Here is a 16,544-nt window from a genome sequence, read left to right on the forward strand (position 1 = left end):
GTTATAGTAATTAAGTAGTATGTGGTAAAAATGCTTTGAATTGCCACTATTAATATTGGGGACAATGAGAAAGCGACAAATATAAAAAATTTGAAGTTAAGAAGCAAGAGTGAATCAACAATGATAGTAGCTTCTGTACAATGCATTTTTACTATAGTGACAATGACTATACATCACGAGGGGGACTGAACTTGGAATCAATGACCTTTGTTTTATTTGGAGCGACAGGGGACTTAGCAAAACGCAAAATTTACCCCGCGCTATATAACTTATATAGAGATCAAAAGCTTCCAAAGCAAATATCTGTTATCGGGCTTGGAAGACGTGAAGTGTCTCATATAGATTTTCAAAAAAGAATAAAAGAATCAATAGAGACGTTTTCTCGTCAGAGGGAAGAAGGTACTCCGGAACTCGAAGGTTTTTTAGATAATTTTCGCTATTGTCCATTAGATGTGAGTAAACCGGAAGACTATGAGAGGTTATTACAAGTCGTTCGTGAAAGGGAAGAGGAACTACATATAAAAGGTAATAGAATGTTCTATCTTTCAGTTGCTCCTGAATTTTTCGAGACCATTGCTTTAAATATTAAGGAAAGCGGACTTGATAAAACAGATGGATGGAAACGCCTGATGATTGAGAAACCGTTTGGGCACGACCTTACATCTGCTCGTGAGCTTAATGATAAGCTTAGTCGCACGTTTGAAGAAGACGAGATATACCGTATTGATCACTATTTAGGTAAACCGATGATTCAAAACCTTGAAGCACTAGAATTTGCAAATCCTGTTCTCCAATCGATTTGGAACAAAGAACATATAGCAAATGTACAAATTACAGCTAGTGAAACAGTTGGGGTTGAAGAAAGAGCCGGATATTATGATCATGCAGGAGCCATTCGAGATATGGTTCAAAATCATATGTTACAAATATTAATGATGACTGCTATGAATCTGCCGGAAAAGGTTAATGCGTGTGAAATTCGAGAGGAAAAACGAAAAGTAATGGAGACGCTTCGTAAAGTGAAAAAAGAAGACGTTCAAAGCCATATCATTCGCGGTCAATACTCTTCAGGAGAGATAAAAGGCGGGCAAGTTGTAGCGTATAAAGAGGAGCCAGGAGTAAATCCTTCTTCTAACATAGACACATTTGTTGCTGCTCGTTTGTGGATCGATAATCCATTTTGGACTGGCGTTCCATTTTATATACGAACAGGAAAACGAATGAAAGAAAAGTCCACTCGTATTGTAATCGAGTTTAAAAATACGTTAAAACAGCAATATCAAGATAATAATCCAAATGCAGCACCTAACTTATTAATAATTGAAATTAGCCCAGGTGAGAATGTTTCATTACAGTTAAATAGTAAAAATCCATTGAAAAATGGAGAGATTGAACCGATGCGTATTAACTTTACTTGCGAGCAAGTGGATGTGGGAGTACCTGAAGCGTATGAAAGACTCATTCATGATGCGGTGAGTGGAGACGCTACATTCTTTGCACATTGGAGAGAAGTTGAATTGTCATGGGAATGGGTACAACCAATTCTTGAAGCGTTCGAGGAAAACTTATTACCGCTTCATGAATATGAGTCTGGTTCATATGGTCCAGAAGCGTCTAATGAACTGTTGCAAGAAAGTGGATTTAAATGGTGGTTAGATCAAGAGACGGAAAAATAAGTACTTTCTTTCATGAAAGCATTTAGGGGGACGATTACTATGGCACAAAACATAAATCAATTAGCAGTGAATACACTTCGTACGTTATCGATTGATGCTATTAATGCGGCAAACTCAGGTCATCCAGGTCTTCCGATGGGAGCAGCACCAATGGCTTATGCATTATGGGCGAATCATTTAAATTACAATCCTAATCACCCAGAATGGTTTAACCGTGATCGTTTCGTTTTATCGGCAGGACATGGATCTAGTCTGTTATATAGCCTACTTCATTTAGCTGGATATGACGTTTCAATTGATGACTTGAAAAACTTCAGAAAGTTAAATAGTAAAACACCAGGACATCCTGAGTTTGGTCATACTCCTGGAGTTGAAGCGACTACAGGCCCGTTAGGACAAGGGATTGCTAATGCTGTCGGAATGGCAATGGCAGAAGCTCATTTAGCAGCGAAGTTTAATAAGGATGGTCACTCTATTATAGATCACAATACGTATGCTTTAGTCGGAGATGGTGACTTAATGGAGGGTGTCGCTTATGAAGCGATGTCAATGGCAGGACATATGAAACTTGGCAAGTTAATTGTACTGTATGATTCAAATGAAATTTCACTTGATGGTGAATTAGGCATTGCTTTCTCTGAAGATATTCAGAAAAGGGCAGAATCTGTACATTGGCAATATGTAAGAGTTGAAGATGGAACCGATGTCGATGTTATTACAAAAGCCATTACATTAGCGAAAGAAAATACGGATCAACCTACTCTTATAGAAATTAGAACCATTATAGGTTATGGAAGTCCAAAAGTTGCTGGAACGAATAAAGCACATGGTAATCCGCTTGGAGTAGAAGAAGCGACAGCGACAAAACAAGTGTATGGTTGGCACTATGAGGAAGACTTCTTTGTGCCTGAAGAAGTAACAGCTCATTTTAATGAACTGAAACAAAAAGGTATTGAAAAAGAGAACGAATGGAATGAGCAATTTAACGTATACAGAGAGTCAAACCCTGCACTAGCAGATGAATTAGAAAAAGCGATTACAGGTGAGGTTTTAATTGAAGCGAAAGACATTCTATCTTTTGATACTGAAAAAACAATTTCCACTCGTGTTGCAAGTGGGGAAGCTATTAATCATTATGTGAAATCGATTCCTTCTATTTTCGGTGGAAGTGCGGATCTTTCTCATTCTACGATGACAGATATAAAAGGTGAAGCAGTATATGCAGTAGAATCATATGCTGGACGAAATATATACTTCGGTGTACGTGAACATGCAATGGGCGCGGCAGCGAATGGACTGGCTCTCCATGGAGGAGTAAAACCTTTCGTAAGTACATTCTTTGTATTTAATGATTACCTTCGTCCATCGATTCGACTGGCTGCACTGCAAAAGTTACCTGTTACTTACGTATTTACACATGATTCGATTGCTGTAGGAGAAGATGGTCCAACGCATGAACCAATTGAACAATTGGCAGCGCTTCGAGCAATTCCTGGTCTAATAGTTATCCGTCCGTCAGATGCAAATGAAACAGCAAGTGCTTGGGCGTATGCTTTACAGCAAACGGATGGTCCAGTCGTTTTAGTACTGAGCCGTCAAAATTTACCGGTGTTTAATGAAACGAAAGCGAACATAGAGAATCTCTCTAAAGGAGCTTACGTATTAACACAAACAAATGAAAATCCGGATGTAATTTTAATTGCGACAGGTTCTGAAGTATCCTTAGCTGCTAGTGCGAAAGCAAAATTAGAAGAAGAACAAGTTTCTGTTCGCATCGTTGCAATGCCGAGCTGGGAGTTATTCGATCGCCAATCGAACGAATATAAAGAATCCGTTCTTCCGTCTTCTGTAACGAAACGAGTATCTCTTGAGATGGGTGTATCTCTAGGTTGGGAACGTTATGTAGGACAAGAAGGAAAAGTACTATCAATTGAAACATTTGGAGCTTCAGGAACTGGAGCTGAAGTCATGAATCTATTTGGATTTACGACAGAAAATGTTGTTCAAATTACAAAAAATGTGTTGAATTCTTAAGCTATGACTGTGAAAACCTTTCTGTACATATTAACATTTCAGTGCTGAAAGGTATTCCAGATTGTAGTGATATGGATTTTTAATAAAAGATGATTTGAGGAGGAATTATATTATGCAAGTAGGATTAATTGGGTTAGGTAAAATGGGATTAAATTTAGGGAAAAATTTAATGGATCATAAACATGAAGTAGTAGCATTTGATTTAAATACGAGCGCAGTAGAAGAAATGAAAGAGTACGGGGCAACGGGTACATCTAGTTTAAGTGAACTTGTTCAGTCATTACAATCACCAAGAATTCTTTGGGTAATGGTACCACACGCTGTTGTTGATTCTGTTATTGATGAGGTTACACCACTTTTATCAAAAGGAGATATTTTAATTGAAGCTGGTAATTCACATTATAAAGAGTCTATCCGCCGATATGAGCAATTAAAGAAAGATGGCATTCACTTTATGGATGCAGGAACTTCTGGCGGAATGGAAGGCGCTCGTAATGGTGCTTGTTACATGATCGGAGGAGATCAAGAAGCTTGGGACATCGTTGAACCTATCTTCCGCGATACTGCTGTAGAAAATGGATTCTTATATGCTGGAAAAGCTGGTAGTGGTCACTTCTTAAAAATGGTTCATAACGGAATTGAATACGGTATGATGGCTGCTATTGGTGAAGGATTTGAGATTCTAGAGAAAAGTGAATTTGACTACGATTATGAAAAAGTATCAAGAGTATGGAACAACGGTTCAGTCATTCGTTCTTGGTTAATGGAATTAACAGAAAATGCATTTTCTAAAGATGCAAAACTGGATGAGATTAAGGGTGTTATGCATTCTTCTGGTGAAGGAAAATGGACAGTAGAAACAGCATTAGACCTTCAAACAGCAACTCCTGTTATCGCAATGTCTCTATTAATGCGCTACCGCTCATTAGACAATGATACATTTACAGGAAAAGTTGTAGCAGCTCTGCGCAATGAATTTGGCGGACATGCAGTAGAAAAGAAATAAAGTGAAACTTTAATAAGTAGGGGCTTCATTCCACACCAATCGGGCTTTTACGGGATAAGCATATTAAACATGTAACTCATCAACGTTTAAAAACTGGAGGGAATTAATCATGAAATTTTTTATTGATACTGCAAATCTTGAGGATATAAAAAAAGCATATAAACTTGGAGTTTTAGCTGGTGTTACAACGAATCCTTCTTTAGTAGCAAAAGAGGGCATTAAATTTGAAGACCGTATTGCAGAAATTTGTCAGGCAGTTCCTAAAGTTGAATCTGTTTCGGCAGAAGTAACGCCAGATGCTGTTACAGCTGAAGAGATGATCGCCCAAGCAGAAGAACTGATTAAAATTAACGGTGGCGATGAAAAAGTTACAATTAAACTTCCGATGACGTTAGCTGGATTAGAAGCTTGTCGCTACCTTACTGAAAAAGGTGTGAAAACGAATGTTACACTTATTTTCACGGTGAACCAAGCACTTTTAGCTGCTCGAGCAGGTGCAACGTACGTTTCTCCATTTTTAGGACGCTTAGATGATATTTCTGAAGATGGCGTATTATTAGTTGCTAAAATTGCTGAATTATTCGATGTTCATCAACTAGATACACAAATTATTGCGGCTTCTGTTAGACATCCAGATCATGTAACTCGTGTAGCGATGGCAGGTGCTCACATTGCAACAATTCCTTATAAAGTAATTGAACAACTTGCTATGCACCCATTAACAGACCAAGGTATTGAGAAATTTGCTGCTGATTGGGCGAAAGCGCCTAAATTATAATGAAGTGAAATGTTCACTAATTGCTTTTTTACGAGAGGGTCAATCTCTATGTGACTTCATCCTATAAACTTAATCTTGATTTTGACATCTTATTACGTGAAAACAGCAATATCATATAGAAACGATTCATTTTCAAATTAGTACAATAGATATGAAAAGGCCCCCTTATGAGAGTAAAGTTAGTTAGCACGTAATTCTCATAAGGGAGAGTCTTTTTTCGTATAAACCATGGTGCTCCCAAGTATGTATGCATAATTAGTAAAGAATTGAGAGTGTTCTTTTTTAATGGGATATTCTGAAAGGGGTTACATAGTGAGATCGAAATATATGATCGGTGTAGATATTGGGACAACTAGTACAAAATCGGTTTTGTTTTCAATTGATGGATCTGTTATTGCAAGTCATGGAATTGAATATCCTTTATATTCTCCTACGCCTGAAATAGCAGAACAAGATCCAGAAGAAATCTTTCAAGCGGTGATACATACGATTAAAGAAGTTGTGCAATCAAGTAATATACAAGCGGTTGATATTCTCTGTGTTTCTTTCAGTTCGGCAATGCATAGCGTTATCGCTGTAGACGAAGATGGAAATCCGTTAACGAAATGTATCACGTGGGCAGATAATAGAAGTGCAAGCTGGGCGGAGAAAATAAAGAATGATATGAATGGTCATGAAATTTATTTACGTACTGGGACACCTATTCATCCGATGTCACCACTTTCGAAATTAGTTTGGTTACAGAATGAGCGGGTAGAATTGTTCGCAAGAAGTTATAAATTCATTTCTATTAAAGAATATGTTTTCTACAAGTTATATAAAGAATATGTAATTGATTATTCTATAGCATCAGCGACAGGGATGTTTAATTTGAAATCTTTAAAATGGGATGAAGAGGCTTTACATGTTGCGGGAATTACAGATGACAAGCTTTCTAAACTTGTTCCAACAACGCACAGTTTAACAGGATTAGATGAAGAGCTTGCCAAAGAGATGAATGTACTTGTTTCTACGCCTTTTGTAGTAGGAGCGAGTGATGGAGTACTATCTAATTTAGGTGTAAATGCAATAGACCCTGGCGTTGTGGCTGTTACAATTGGTACAAGCGGTGCGATACGTGCTGTAACAAATCGTCCTGTAACAGATCCAAAAGGTAGAATTTTTTGTTATGCGTTAACTGAAGACCATTGGGTAATCGGTGGTCCAGTTAATAACGGTGGTATGATTTTCAGATGGGCTCGTGACCAATTGGGCACTTCAGAGATTGAACTTGCGAAGCGTTTAGGAAAAGATCCATATGAAGTACTTACTGAAATAGCAGCAAATGTGAATCCTGGATCTGACGGTTTATTGTTTCATCCGTATTTAGCAGGGGAAAGAGCTCCTTTATGGAATGCAAATGCACGGGGATCTTTCTTTGGACTCGGATTGCATCATAAGAAAGAACATCTTATCCGTGCTGTTTTAGAAGGAGTAATTTATAATTTATATACCGTTCTTCTCGCTTTAAAAGAGCTAATTGGCGAACCAAAAAAAATTCAAGCGACAGGCGGTTTTGCAAGATCGGAACTTTGGAGACAGATGATGGCAGATATTTTCCATCAAGACGTATATGTTCCTGAAAGTTTCGAAAGCTCTTGCTTAGGTGCTGCAATCCTCGGTTTATATAGTTTAGGTGAAATAGATACATTATGCGTAGTTTCTGAAATGGTAGGGGCAGATTTTCATCATGGGCCAAACATGGAAAGTGTGGAAAAATATAAAGATTTAACACCAATCTATATTCGTCTGTCTCGTCAATTGGAAGAAGAATATGAAAGTATAGCAGCGTACCAAAAAAAGTGGGTTTAAAAGCTATTTATCAAGAAAATATGGTAACGTATAAAGAGGTACTCCGATTTTTTAGGATACTCTTTCAACATAAAATATTTTAAGAAGTATGATGAACGAAAAATATAGGGAGAGAGGGTTATAAAAATGAAGGATAACAAAGAGTTTATTGGATATGTTGGAACTTACACAAAAGAAAATAGTGAAGGAATATATAAGATTACTTTAGACACAGAAGCAAAAAAAATTAGTAATGTAACACTTGCCGCTAAGCTGGATAACCCTACATATGTAACGATTAACCGAAATAATGAGTATCTCTATTCCGTTGTTAAGGAAGGAGAATCTGGTGGTGTAGCTGCCTATTCAATTGATAGTAAAACTGGAGAGTTAAAGGCAGAAAACAGACAAGTAGTAGAAGGGGCTTCTCCTTGTCATGTGAGCGTTGATAGTGGGAATCATACGGTAGTTACAGCAAATTACCATAAAGGAACGATTGAGTCTTTTGAAATAAATGAAGAAAATGGAACTGTAAATCCTGCTTCATCTATTATGGCGCATGAAGGTTCAGGTCCAAATAAAGAAAGACAAGAAAAACCACATGCACATTACGCGGGATATACTCCTGATGAAAAATATGTGATAGGTGTTGATTTAGGAATTGATAAGTTAATTACGTATGAAATAAAAGATAGTACATTAACAGAGGTGAATAGTTTATCTGTAAATCCAGGGAGTGGTCCAAGACACATTACTTTTCATCCAAATGGAAAATACGCTTATGTAATGACGGAGCTTAGTTCAGAGGTTATTGCGCTAACATATAACTCGGAAGAAGGATCCTTTACAGAAGTACAGTATATTTCTACTCTTCCAGAACACTTTGATGAAAATAGTCAAGGAAGTGCTATCCATATTTCTTCTGACGGCCGTTTTGTATATGCAGGTAATCGTGGTCATAATAGTATCGCTATTTATAGCGTAGATCAAAATTCAGGTCAGCTTACATTTGTTGAACATACATCTACAGAAGGAAATTGGCCGAGGGACTTTGTATTAGATCCCACTGAAAAGTTTCTTGTTGCTACAAATGAAAAGTCACATAATCTTGTGCTATTTTCAAGAGATGAATCTACAGGAAAGTTAACACTTTTACAATCTGATGTTGCTGTGCCAGAGCCTGTTTGTGTGAAGTTTTTAAATGTTTAAGTTGTGTTCGATATAATTTCATATACTCAGAAAACAATAAAAAGCAAAGCGATATCGCTTTGCTTTTTATTGTTTCTTTTTCGGTCTACGTACTAATTCGCCGCCGCAGTTTGGACAAACGTTGTGTCTTTCTTCTGTACATGGTGCGCAAAATGTACATTCATATACACAAATGTATGCTTCAGAATCTTGTTCGAGCGATTGATCGCAAATTTGACAGTTTGTTTTCATTTGTAGTGCCATAATAAGTCTCCTTTTAGTTAGAAAATTTATAATTTAATTATAATTCATTAAATAAAAATAGTCCTTTTCAATTGAAAGGAAATCGAATGATAAAGTTATGAATTGAAACGAAAGATGCCGGTTTATTTTAAAATTGATTATTTATTACAGTTGGAATATTATGAAATAGTCAAAAGACAACAGGGGGTATAGATTTTGACTAATCATAATAATCATTTAAAAGCAAACTGCGAAAAATGCTTCGGTCTATGTTGCGTTGCATTACCGTTCGCAGCATCGGTAGATTTTGCAGTGAATAAAGATGGTGGTAAACCATGTTCCAACTTACAATCAGATTTTAGATGTAGTATACATAAAAATCTTAGAGGAAAAGGTTATAAAGGTTGTACAGTATTTGAATGTTTCGGCGCTGGGCAGAAGATTTCTCAAGTTACATTTAACGGGGTTGATTGGCGGAAAGATGCTAAGCATGCGAGAAAAATGTATGATGCTTTTCCAGTTATGCATCAACTTCATGAAATGCTTTGGTATTTGAATGAAGCGATTCTTTTAAAGGCAACACAGCCAATTCATAAAGAGCTGAAGACCGCAATTGAGGAGACAGAGCGACTTTCGAATTTAAATCCAGATGAGTTAATGAAAATAAATGTTCCAGTGCATAGGGCAGAGGTAAACATTCTTCTTTTAGAAACGAGCGAATTAGTATGGAAGGAAATGAATACTGCGCGTAAGAAACGAATCATACACCGCGGTGCAGACCTTATGGGAGCAAATCTGAAAAAGAAAGATTTACAAGGTGCAAATTTAAGAGGAGCATATTTAATTGCGGCAAACTTAAATGGAGCAGACTTACGAGGGGCAGATCTCATCGGAGCAGATTTACGAGATGCAGATATTCGCGGGACTGATTTTACAAATAGTATTTTCCTGACGCAAGTTCAAGTTAATGCGGCTAGAGGGGACAAACATACGAAATTACCGAAATTATTGTCTCGTCCATCGCATTGGAGTGCGTAAAGAGTGAGGAGTATTTAGTGTGGATATATTTCAGTATTTAGAAGAGATGCAAGAGGATGTCTTTTCGTTAGCAGTAGAGCAAATAGAAGCGAAGTATTATGATATTTGTTGCATGTTGGCGTCTACAGAATATGCAGAACGAATTAAAGCAATTGATTTAGAGTCATATAAGGAAAGTATTCGAGTAGGTTTGGATGCAGCTGTAGAAATGGCTACTAATGAAGAAGCAAAGACGATTTATTTTGAGTATGATCTTGATAACGAGTGGAATAGTCAGTTTTATCCCGCATTAACGGGCAGTAAGACCCCCACCTCAAAATTCAGCGAAAGCAAAGAAGTTACGTGGGAGGTCAACTGCCCGTAAAAGCCCGATTGGTTCAACTAATAATCAGTGGGGATGAAGAACGCCCCCACTGATTAAAGTTTCACTTTATATTTGTGAGGAATATGTTTCAATGGAAGAAGAGGACGATAATTGGGCTTCTGAATGGACATATAATATTGAGGGGCCGGGGTCTGTAGAATTAGCGGATATGTATAATGAAAATGGCTTTGACACAAGTGAAAAAGCAATCGGTATAACTTTATATTTAATTGCTAAAACGCTGTGTAGTTTTATAAGTGTACGTAGTGAAGTGCAAAGTAATATACCGATTTGTATTGGTTTTCACGACCAAGATCCAATTATACGAACAGGCAGAGACTAAGAATCTCTGCCTGCTTTTTATTTCTTTTCAAAAGTAGTAATTAAAACGCTACATATAATGAGAATACCACCAATGAAAAAGTTACTATTTAATGTTTCATTTAAGAGCAACCAACCAAGTAACGATCCAACGATAGGTTGGAAGAAGAAAAATAAGGAACCGATGCTTGCATCCAGTAATTCTAATCCTTTATTCCAAAGGAAAAAGGCACCTGCTGTTGAGACGATTCCTAAGTATAATACGCCTAATATTACGTACGTATTTACTGTTCCGATAGAGGCCGCTTGTAGCTCCCATATTATAAAAGGTGTAATAAAAAAGAGTGAAAAGAAAATTGCGTACGTTGTAATAACTAAGGATGAAAATTGGATTGAAGCGATTTTTACATAAATAGATAGTAAACCCCACGTAATAGCGGCTCCAACTAAAATGATTGTTCCGATAAAATAGGAGCCGATTTCAATATCCCATCCGATTACGATAATGACACCGATTGTCGCTATTATAGTAGATAAAAGTCTACGAGCAGTTAGTTTTTCTTTCAAAATGAGCGCTGCAAATATAACCATAAATGCAGGTGTAGCTGATGTAACTAACGAGCCTGTATGAGCGTCGGATAATTTTGTTCCGATAAATTGGCATGTGATTGAAATGAAATAGCCGATAAATCCAATCCAAGCGAATAATAGCCAATCTTTTTTGCGAATGGTTGCTTTTTTCTTTTGCTTTTTCTCAGCTATTTTCAAAATGAAATACAAAACAACAAAAGCGATAATAAAGCGTAACCAAACGAGTGTCAGTGGTGGGATAAAATCGAGTATGTATTTGCTAACAACATACATACCACCCCATATACTTGCTGCTAGTGATAAGCATATAGCTCCTAAAATTGTTTGTTTCATGTAAAGTACCTCCGTCTATTTTTAGGGTAATATGAGTTCCCTAAGACGAGGCGTAGTGTATGTGCTAAATGAATGCCCGTCTTAGTTTATAGACGGCCTACAGGTTGATCGTTTTCGAATGAAGTGTTGTAGTACATGAGTGCATTCCTCCTTCATATTTTATAATGATATTATAACTTAATTTTCAGTTTATTGGGATGTTTCTTTAGGAAATAGTGGCTGTCTAAGAAAGTGTAGTATATGGTAGAAAAACATATTTTTAAAATAAGAGAAACCAATGACATAGCAGATAAGTATATTAAGAGTAGGAGGAAAAAGTAGATTAATAGAGAAAGAGGAGGAGATTGTTATAACTACAACTGTTATTTCTCATTTTTATAACGAAGAGTATTTATTGCCGTGGTGGCTTATACATCATACGAAACTGTTTGATCATGGCATTTTAATTAATAAAGGTTCTAAGGATCGTTCGGTTGAGATTTGTAAAAAATTCGCACCGCATTGGGAGGTGCGAGATTCTGTAAATCCAGAGTTTGATGCATATGCGACAGATCATGAAGTGATGAGGATAGAACAAGAAGTACAAGGATGGAAAATGATTTTAAATACGACTGAGTTTCTTTGCGTGCAAGATAAAAATCAGTTTTGGAAATCGCTAAATGAATTGGGGGGGAGGATGTATTGGCTGGACGGGCTTATTATGGTTGATGATCCTAACTACAACTATCCGGACCTTAACTTTGGAATACCTTTAATGAAACAGCGGTTTCATGGTTATTTACCAGAAGATTGGCCGTTATGGAGAAGAGGTAGATTTATTCATAATCATGAGCATGGAAGTTATACGGTTGGAAGACATTTATCTGCGCATGAATCGATGATTTATCCACCTCTTGCCTGTATATTATGGTTTGGGTTTAGTCCGTGGAACGATGCGATGAGAAAGAGAAAGTTACAAATTGGTCCGACTCTTTCTGAAGCTAGTAAGCATGGGGGAATGGGGACGCATCATATTGTTACGCCGGAAAGATTAGAAGGATGGTATAAGGAATTAGCGAGAGGAACGAAGGATTTACGTTTTAATGATGCATATCGTTATGTTTTTGTATAAATGATTTCCACCATAAAATTGTTTCTTCAATTCCTGTATTTAGATCGTATGTTGGTTTCCAGTTTACTTCAGTTTTTAAACGTTCTACATTAACCCCGACAAATAAAGGTTCATCTTTAGAGAAAGGGATTGCACCTAGTTTAATTAAATGTTCTTTTCCTATCTTTTTAGCAATGATAGAAGCTAACTCTTTAATTTGTACAGATTGACCAGAAGCGATATTGATGGTGCCTGTAACGCTGTGTTCTAATATTGTTACGAGAGCGTCAGCGACGTCACTCACATGGAGGAAATCTCTCGATTGTTTTCCATGTGTACATAGTGCTTCCTCGTTTTTTAATAAGGAAGTGATAATGTTAGAAACGAGCCGATTACCTTGTTCGTGAGGTCCATACATATGAAAAATGCGGCCCCAACACATGCTGAGGCCTGTTTGTTGTGCATACGTTTCTAGCCAGGAGTGCAGTGCATTTTTACATAAAGAATACGGGGTTTTATAGGAAAGGAGCGGTGAATCTTCAAATAATACGCCGTTAAACCATTCGTACTCTGCGCCAGTACCTGCAACGACAACACGCTTTCCACCGCATGTTGTAAAGTGTTGAATCAATGAAATACTAGACTTTAGCCAATAGTAATTATTAATAGATACATAGCATGCTGGTGGCACTGCTTCCCAAGCAAGGTGAATGAGATGGCTAGGCTGAACGTCGTAAATGAATTGTTTTACTTCGTCATCGCGAAGCAAGTTTACTTTATGCCAATGGCAAGGGAGGTGAGAGGGGTTATTTTTATTATACGTGGCGTGCACTTCGTATCCCTTTTGTATAAGTGAATGTACAACATATTTACCTATCCAGCCACTACCACCTGTTACAACAACTTTCTTCATGGCTCGATCACCTCAATTTCTGGAACCGTCACTAAAAATTTACCGCCCCATTCACGAATGAAAGAGCATTCTTTCATAATTTCGTCTTTCAAATTCCAAGGAAGTATAAGAATGTAATCTGGTTTTGTACGTTTAATTTCTGCTGGAGATTTTATTGGAATACGAGTTCCTGGTAAAAGGAGATTTTGTTTGTGAGGATTTTTATCTACTGTATAAGCTAGAAATTCTTTACCTATCCCGCAATAATTCAAAAGGGTGTTTCCTTTAGCTGGAGCACCGTAACCGATAATTTGTTTGTTTAAAGCTTTCGCTTCAATAAAAAACTTTAAAATATTTATTTTCAATTGTTCGATGCGTTTAGAAAAAAGGAGATAGCAATCTAAAGTATCTAACCCGTGGTCGACTTCTTTTTGAATTAATTTTGTAACATTGGAATGGATAGTTGATTGGGCACTTAGATGGTTTACAAAAATCCGTAAGGAACCACCATGCGTTGAAAGTTCTTCTACATCAACAATTTGTAAATGATGATGTAGAAGAACTTTTTGAAGGCTTATAAGTGAGAAGTAGGAAAAGTGCTCATGGTAGATAGTATCGAACTGTTTAAAGGATATGAGGTTTAATAAGTGTGGGAATTCAATTGTTATCGTGCCATCACGTTTTAATAGTGTTTTTAAACCAGCGACAAAATCATGCAAGTTCGGAACGTGTGCTAATACGTTATTTGCGACGATTAAATCAGCTTGTGGCAATTTTTTTGCTAAGTCATTACTGAAAAAATTCACATGAGTAGGAATTCCTTTTTTGATAGCAATTTCTGCTACGTTTTTCGCGGGTTCAATTCCCAATGTCTCGATATTTTCTTTTTTAAAGTATTGTAATAAGTACCCATCGTTACTTGCGATTTCAATCACTTTTGAATGTTTCGTTAAGTTGAAACGCTTAATCGCCATTTCTACATATTGTTTAGCGTGTAGCAGCCAGCTTGAGGAGTAAGAGCTGAAGTATAAGTAGTCATGAAAAATATTGTGCGGAGATTCAAATTCATCTAGCTGCACGAGTAAACAAGAGTGACAAACAAATGTGTGCAGCGGATAAAATGGTTCCATTTTATATGAATTTTCAGAAGCTACAAATGAATTAGCAAGAGGAGAAACGCCCAAATCTAAAAAAGTGTTGGTTAGTAATGAGTGACAAAAACGGCATTTTTTCTGTTCCATTTTATAGCCCCCTTATAAATTTTTGAATGCATCGATTTGTTGTCGCGTGAAAGATTCTATATTTTCACCGGATGCATATTTTTTGTACCAATCAACAGTCCAAGCAATAGAATCATCTGTTGATAACTTAGGGGTCCAGCCGAGTTTGTTTACTGCTTTTGTACTGTTGAGTGTTAAAATTGGTGATTCATAAGGAGTTTTCGTAGAGGGAGAATGGATGGTGAGTCGTTTATTCCATAATTTCGTTACGGATTGAATGACATCATTTACGGTTCTGCTAGGTTCATTAATCGGTCCGAAATTCCATGCTTCTGCATATTTAGCATCATTCCAAAGTTTCTCAGCTAGAAGGATATAGCCATGTAGAGGATCTAAAACATGTTGCCACGGACGGACGGCATATTTGTTTCGAATACACAAAGTATGATTGTGCAAATATGCCCGAATGATATCAGGGAATAATCGATCTTCTGCCCAATCACCACCGCCGATGACGTTACCAGCTCTGACTGAGGCGAGTTTCTGGGTATTAGTGCGGAAGAATGATTTTTGATAGGATGTTGCCACTATTTCAGCGCAAGCTTTGCTAGCGCTATAAGGGTCGAAACCTCCTAGTCGGTCATTTTCCACGAACGCTCGGTCGCCACTACCGTCATTCTCATAACATTTATCGCTTGTCACATTAATAATGGCACGTACGCTTTCGACGGACTTTGCTGCTTCTAGCACGTGGACAGTACCTAAAACATTCGTTTTGAATGTATCGATAGGATTTTTGTATGAAGTGGTGACGATTGGCTGAGCTGCTAAATGAAATATTATGTCGGGATTATGTTGTTTTAGGGCGTGGAATAAAGAGTCGTAATCAGTAATATCGCCATGAATTGTCATACACTCTTTTGCTACGTTACCTTGTTCAAAAAGATTAGGAATGGATGGGGGATGAGAAGAAAAGCCCACTATTTCTGCCCCTAAAGAACTTAAGAAAAGGGTGAGCCAGGAGCCTTTAAATCCAGTATGTCCCGTAATAAATACTTTTTTCTTATTCCAAAAAGATGATGAAGCCATATTACCAAACCTTCCATGGAGCGTTATTACTTTCCCATAGCTCGACTAATTTATTTTTATCACGCAATGTATCCATTGGATGCCAAAAACCAGAATGTTGATATGCGGCCAATTCGTTTTTGTTTACTAACTGAACTAAAGTGTCTGTTTCAAAAACAGACTTATCTCCACTAATGTAATTGAAAACTTCAGGATTTAAAACGAAAAATCCACCGTTAACCCATCCGCCATCACCTAATGGCTTTTCTTGAAAAGATGTTACAGACTGTTTATCTAATATGAGAGAACCAAATCTACCAGGAGGTTGTACGGCAGTAACAGTAGCCATTTTTCCATGTTTTTTATGGAATGTAATAAGTTCTTTTATATTTACATTACTTAATCCATCACCATAAGTGAGGCAGAAAGGTTCGTCTCCGACATAATTTTGAATCTTTTTCACTCGGCCACCCGTTTCGGTATTTACACCAGTATCGATTAGTGTAACTTTCCACGGTTCTACACGATGAGAATGGCTAGTAATTGTATTATCGTTTAACTGTATTGTGAAATCAGACATGTGTAAGTTGTAATTTAGAAAGAACTCTTTAATTGCATATCCTTTATAGCCTAAGCAAATAATAAACTCAGTAATCCCGTAATGACTATACAAACTCATAATGTGCCATAGAATGGGTTTTGTTCCAATTTCAATCATAGGTTTCGGTTTTAAATGTGTTTCTTCCCCAATTCTTGTACCGTACCCACCAGCAAGAATAACAGCTTTCATTTTTTCCTCCTAAAATAAAAATTTATTATTTATACAGTATTCATGTTTTATGCAAATGAGATTGTTTTTGATTAAGCGAATG

The 16,544-nt window shown here is 37.0% G+C and carries 14 protein-coding genes and 1 pseudogene; 9 read left to right on the forward strand and 6 right to left on the reverse strand.

Annotation, left to right across the window (positions count from 1 at the left end; translation table 11 throughout):
- Positions 1-191: 191 nt before the first annotated feature.
- The 6 genes from zwf (at position 192) to DN403_RS02705 (ending at position 8,533) form a co-directional block, all read left to right on the forward strand.
- On the forward strand, positions 192-1,676 hold the full coding sequence (zwf, locus tag DN403_RS02680; protein ID WP_000445329.1) for a glucose-6-phosphate dehydrogenase: 1,485 nt from the start codon (positions 192-194) through the stop codon (positions 1,674-1,676).
- Between the two features lie 39 nt (positions 1,677-1,715).
- On the forward strand, positions 1,716-3,710 hold the full coding sequence (gene tkt, locus DN403_RS02685; protein WP_149185293.1) for a transketolase: 1,995 nt from the start codon (positions 1,716-1,718) through the stop codon (positions 3,708-3,710).
- A 112-nt stretch (positions 3,711-3,822) separates the two neighbouring features.
- Positions 3,823-4,716, forward strand: coding sequence for a phosphogluconate dehydrogenase (NAD(+)-dependent, decarboxylating) (gene gnd, locus DN403_RS02690; RefSeq protein ID WP_001195925.1), 894 nt, complete (start codon positions 3,823-3,825; stop codon positions 4,714-4,716).
- Positions 4,717-4,825: 109 nt separating this feature from the next.
- Positions 4,826-5,494, forward strand: coding sequence for a fructose-6-phosphate aldolase (gene fsa / locus DN403_RS02695; protein ID WP_000667676.1), 669 nt, complete (start codon positions 4,826-4,828; stop codon positions 5,492-5,494).
- A gap of 327 nt (positions 5,495-5,821) precedes the next feature.
- Positions 5,822-7,345 carry a gluconokinase gene (gntK, locus tag DN403_RS02700; RefSeq protein ID WP_003309728.1) on the forward strand — a complete coding sequence of 508 codons (1,524 nt, stop codon included), beginning with the start codon at positions 5,822-5,824 and terminating at the stop codon, positions 7,343-7,345.
- A gap of 126 nt (positions 7,346-7,471) precedes the next feature.
- On the forward strand, positions 7,472-8,533 hold the full coding sequence (locus DN403_RS02705) for a lactonase family protein (RefSeq protein ID WP_000654322.1): 1,062 nt from the start codon (positions 7,472-7,474) through the stop codon (positions 8,531-8,533).
- A 66-nt stretch (positions 8,534-8,599) separates the two neighbouring features.
- Here DN403_RS02705 and DN403_RS02710 read toward each other — a convergent pair whose 3' ends face one another.
- On the reverse strand, positions 8,600-8,776 hold the full coding sequence (locus DN403_RS02710) for a DUF1272 domain-containing protein (RefSeq protein ID WP_001207874.1): 177 nt from the start codon (positions 8,774-8,776) through the stop codon (positions 8,600-8,602).
- A 195-nt stretch (positions 8,777-8,971) separates the two neighbouring features.
- Here DN403_RS02710 and DN403_RS02715 point away from each other — a divergent pair, with 195 nt between their 5' ends.
- Together DN403_RS02715 and DN403_RS32280 are read left to right on the forward strand one after the other, a co-directional pair.
- Positions 8,972-9,793: a pentapeptide repeat-containing protein gene (locus DN403_RS02715; protein ID WP_000181462.1), complete on the forward strand. Its 822-nt coding sequence runs from the start codon at positions 8,972-8,974 to the stop codon at positions 9,791-9,793.
- Between the two features lie 19 nt (positions 9,794-9,812).
- Positions 9,813-10,500 (forward strand): annotated as a pseudogene (locus DN403_RS32280) (hypothetical protein).
- Between the two features lie 17 nt (positions 10,501-10,517).
- On the opposite strand, the gene DN403_RS02730 reads toward DN403_RS32280, so the two are convergent.
- On the reverse strand, positions 10,518-11,402 hold the full coding sequence (locus DN403_RS02730; protein WP_000814705.1) for a DMT family transporter: 885 nt from the start codon (positions 11,400-11,402) through the stop codon (positions 10,518-10,520).
- Positions 11,403-11,697: 295 nt separating this feature from the next.
- Here DN403_RS02730 and DN403_RS02735 point away from each other — a divergent pair, with 295 nt between their 5' ends.
- Complete coding sequence (locus DN403_RS02735; protein ID WP_080018574.1) at positions 11,698-12,513, forward strand: glycosyltransferase family 2 protein; 816 nt, start codon at positions 11,698-11,700, stop codon at positions 12,511-12,513.
- On the opposite strand, the gene DN403_RS02740 is transcribed toward DN403_RS02735, so the two are convergent.
- Genes DN403_RS02740 through rfbF form a run of 4 tightly spaced genes read right to left on the reverse strand, consistent with a single transcriptional unit; the run spans position 12,482 to position 16,462 of the window.
- On the reverse strand, positions 12,482-13,405 hold the full coding sequence (locus tag DN403_RS02740) for an NAD-dependent epimerase/dehydratase family protein (RefSeq protein ID WP_000758379.1): 924 nt from the start codon (positions 13,403-13,405) through the stop codon (positions 12,482-12,484). The genes DN403_RS02735 and DN403_RS02740 overlap by 32 nt on opposite strands.
- On the reverse strand, positions 13,402-14,625 hold the full coding sequence (locus DN403_RS02745; RefSeq protein ID WP_000435780.1) for a class I SAM-dependent methyltransferase: 1,224 nt from the start codon (positions 14,623-14,625) through the stop codon (positions 13,402-13,404). The genes DN403_RS02740 and DN403_RS02745 overlap by 4 nt, the downstream gene beginning before the upstream one ends.
- A gap of 12 nt (positions 14,626-14,637) precedes the next feature.
- Complete coding sequence (gene rfbG / locus DN403_RS02750) at positions 14,638-15,693, reverse strand: CDP-glucose 4,6-dehydratase (protein WP_000168648.1); 1,056 nt, start codon at positions 15,691-15,693, stop codon at positions 14,638-14,640.
- A gap of 1 nt (position 15,694) precedes the next feature.
- Positions 15,695-16,462, reverse strand: a complete 768-nt coding sequence (gene rfbF, locus DN403_RS02755; RefSeq protein WP_000648807.1) for a glucose-1-phosphate cytidylyltransferase — start codon at positions 16,460-16,462, stop codon at positions 15,695-15,697.
- Between the last annotated feature and the right edge of the window lie 82 nt (positions 16,463-16,544).

This window comes from Bacillus sp. AY2-1, assembly GCF_008368965.1.
Lineage (GTDB): Bacteria > Bacillota > Bacilli > Bacillales > Bacillaceae_G > Bacillus_A > Bacillus_A thuringiensis_S.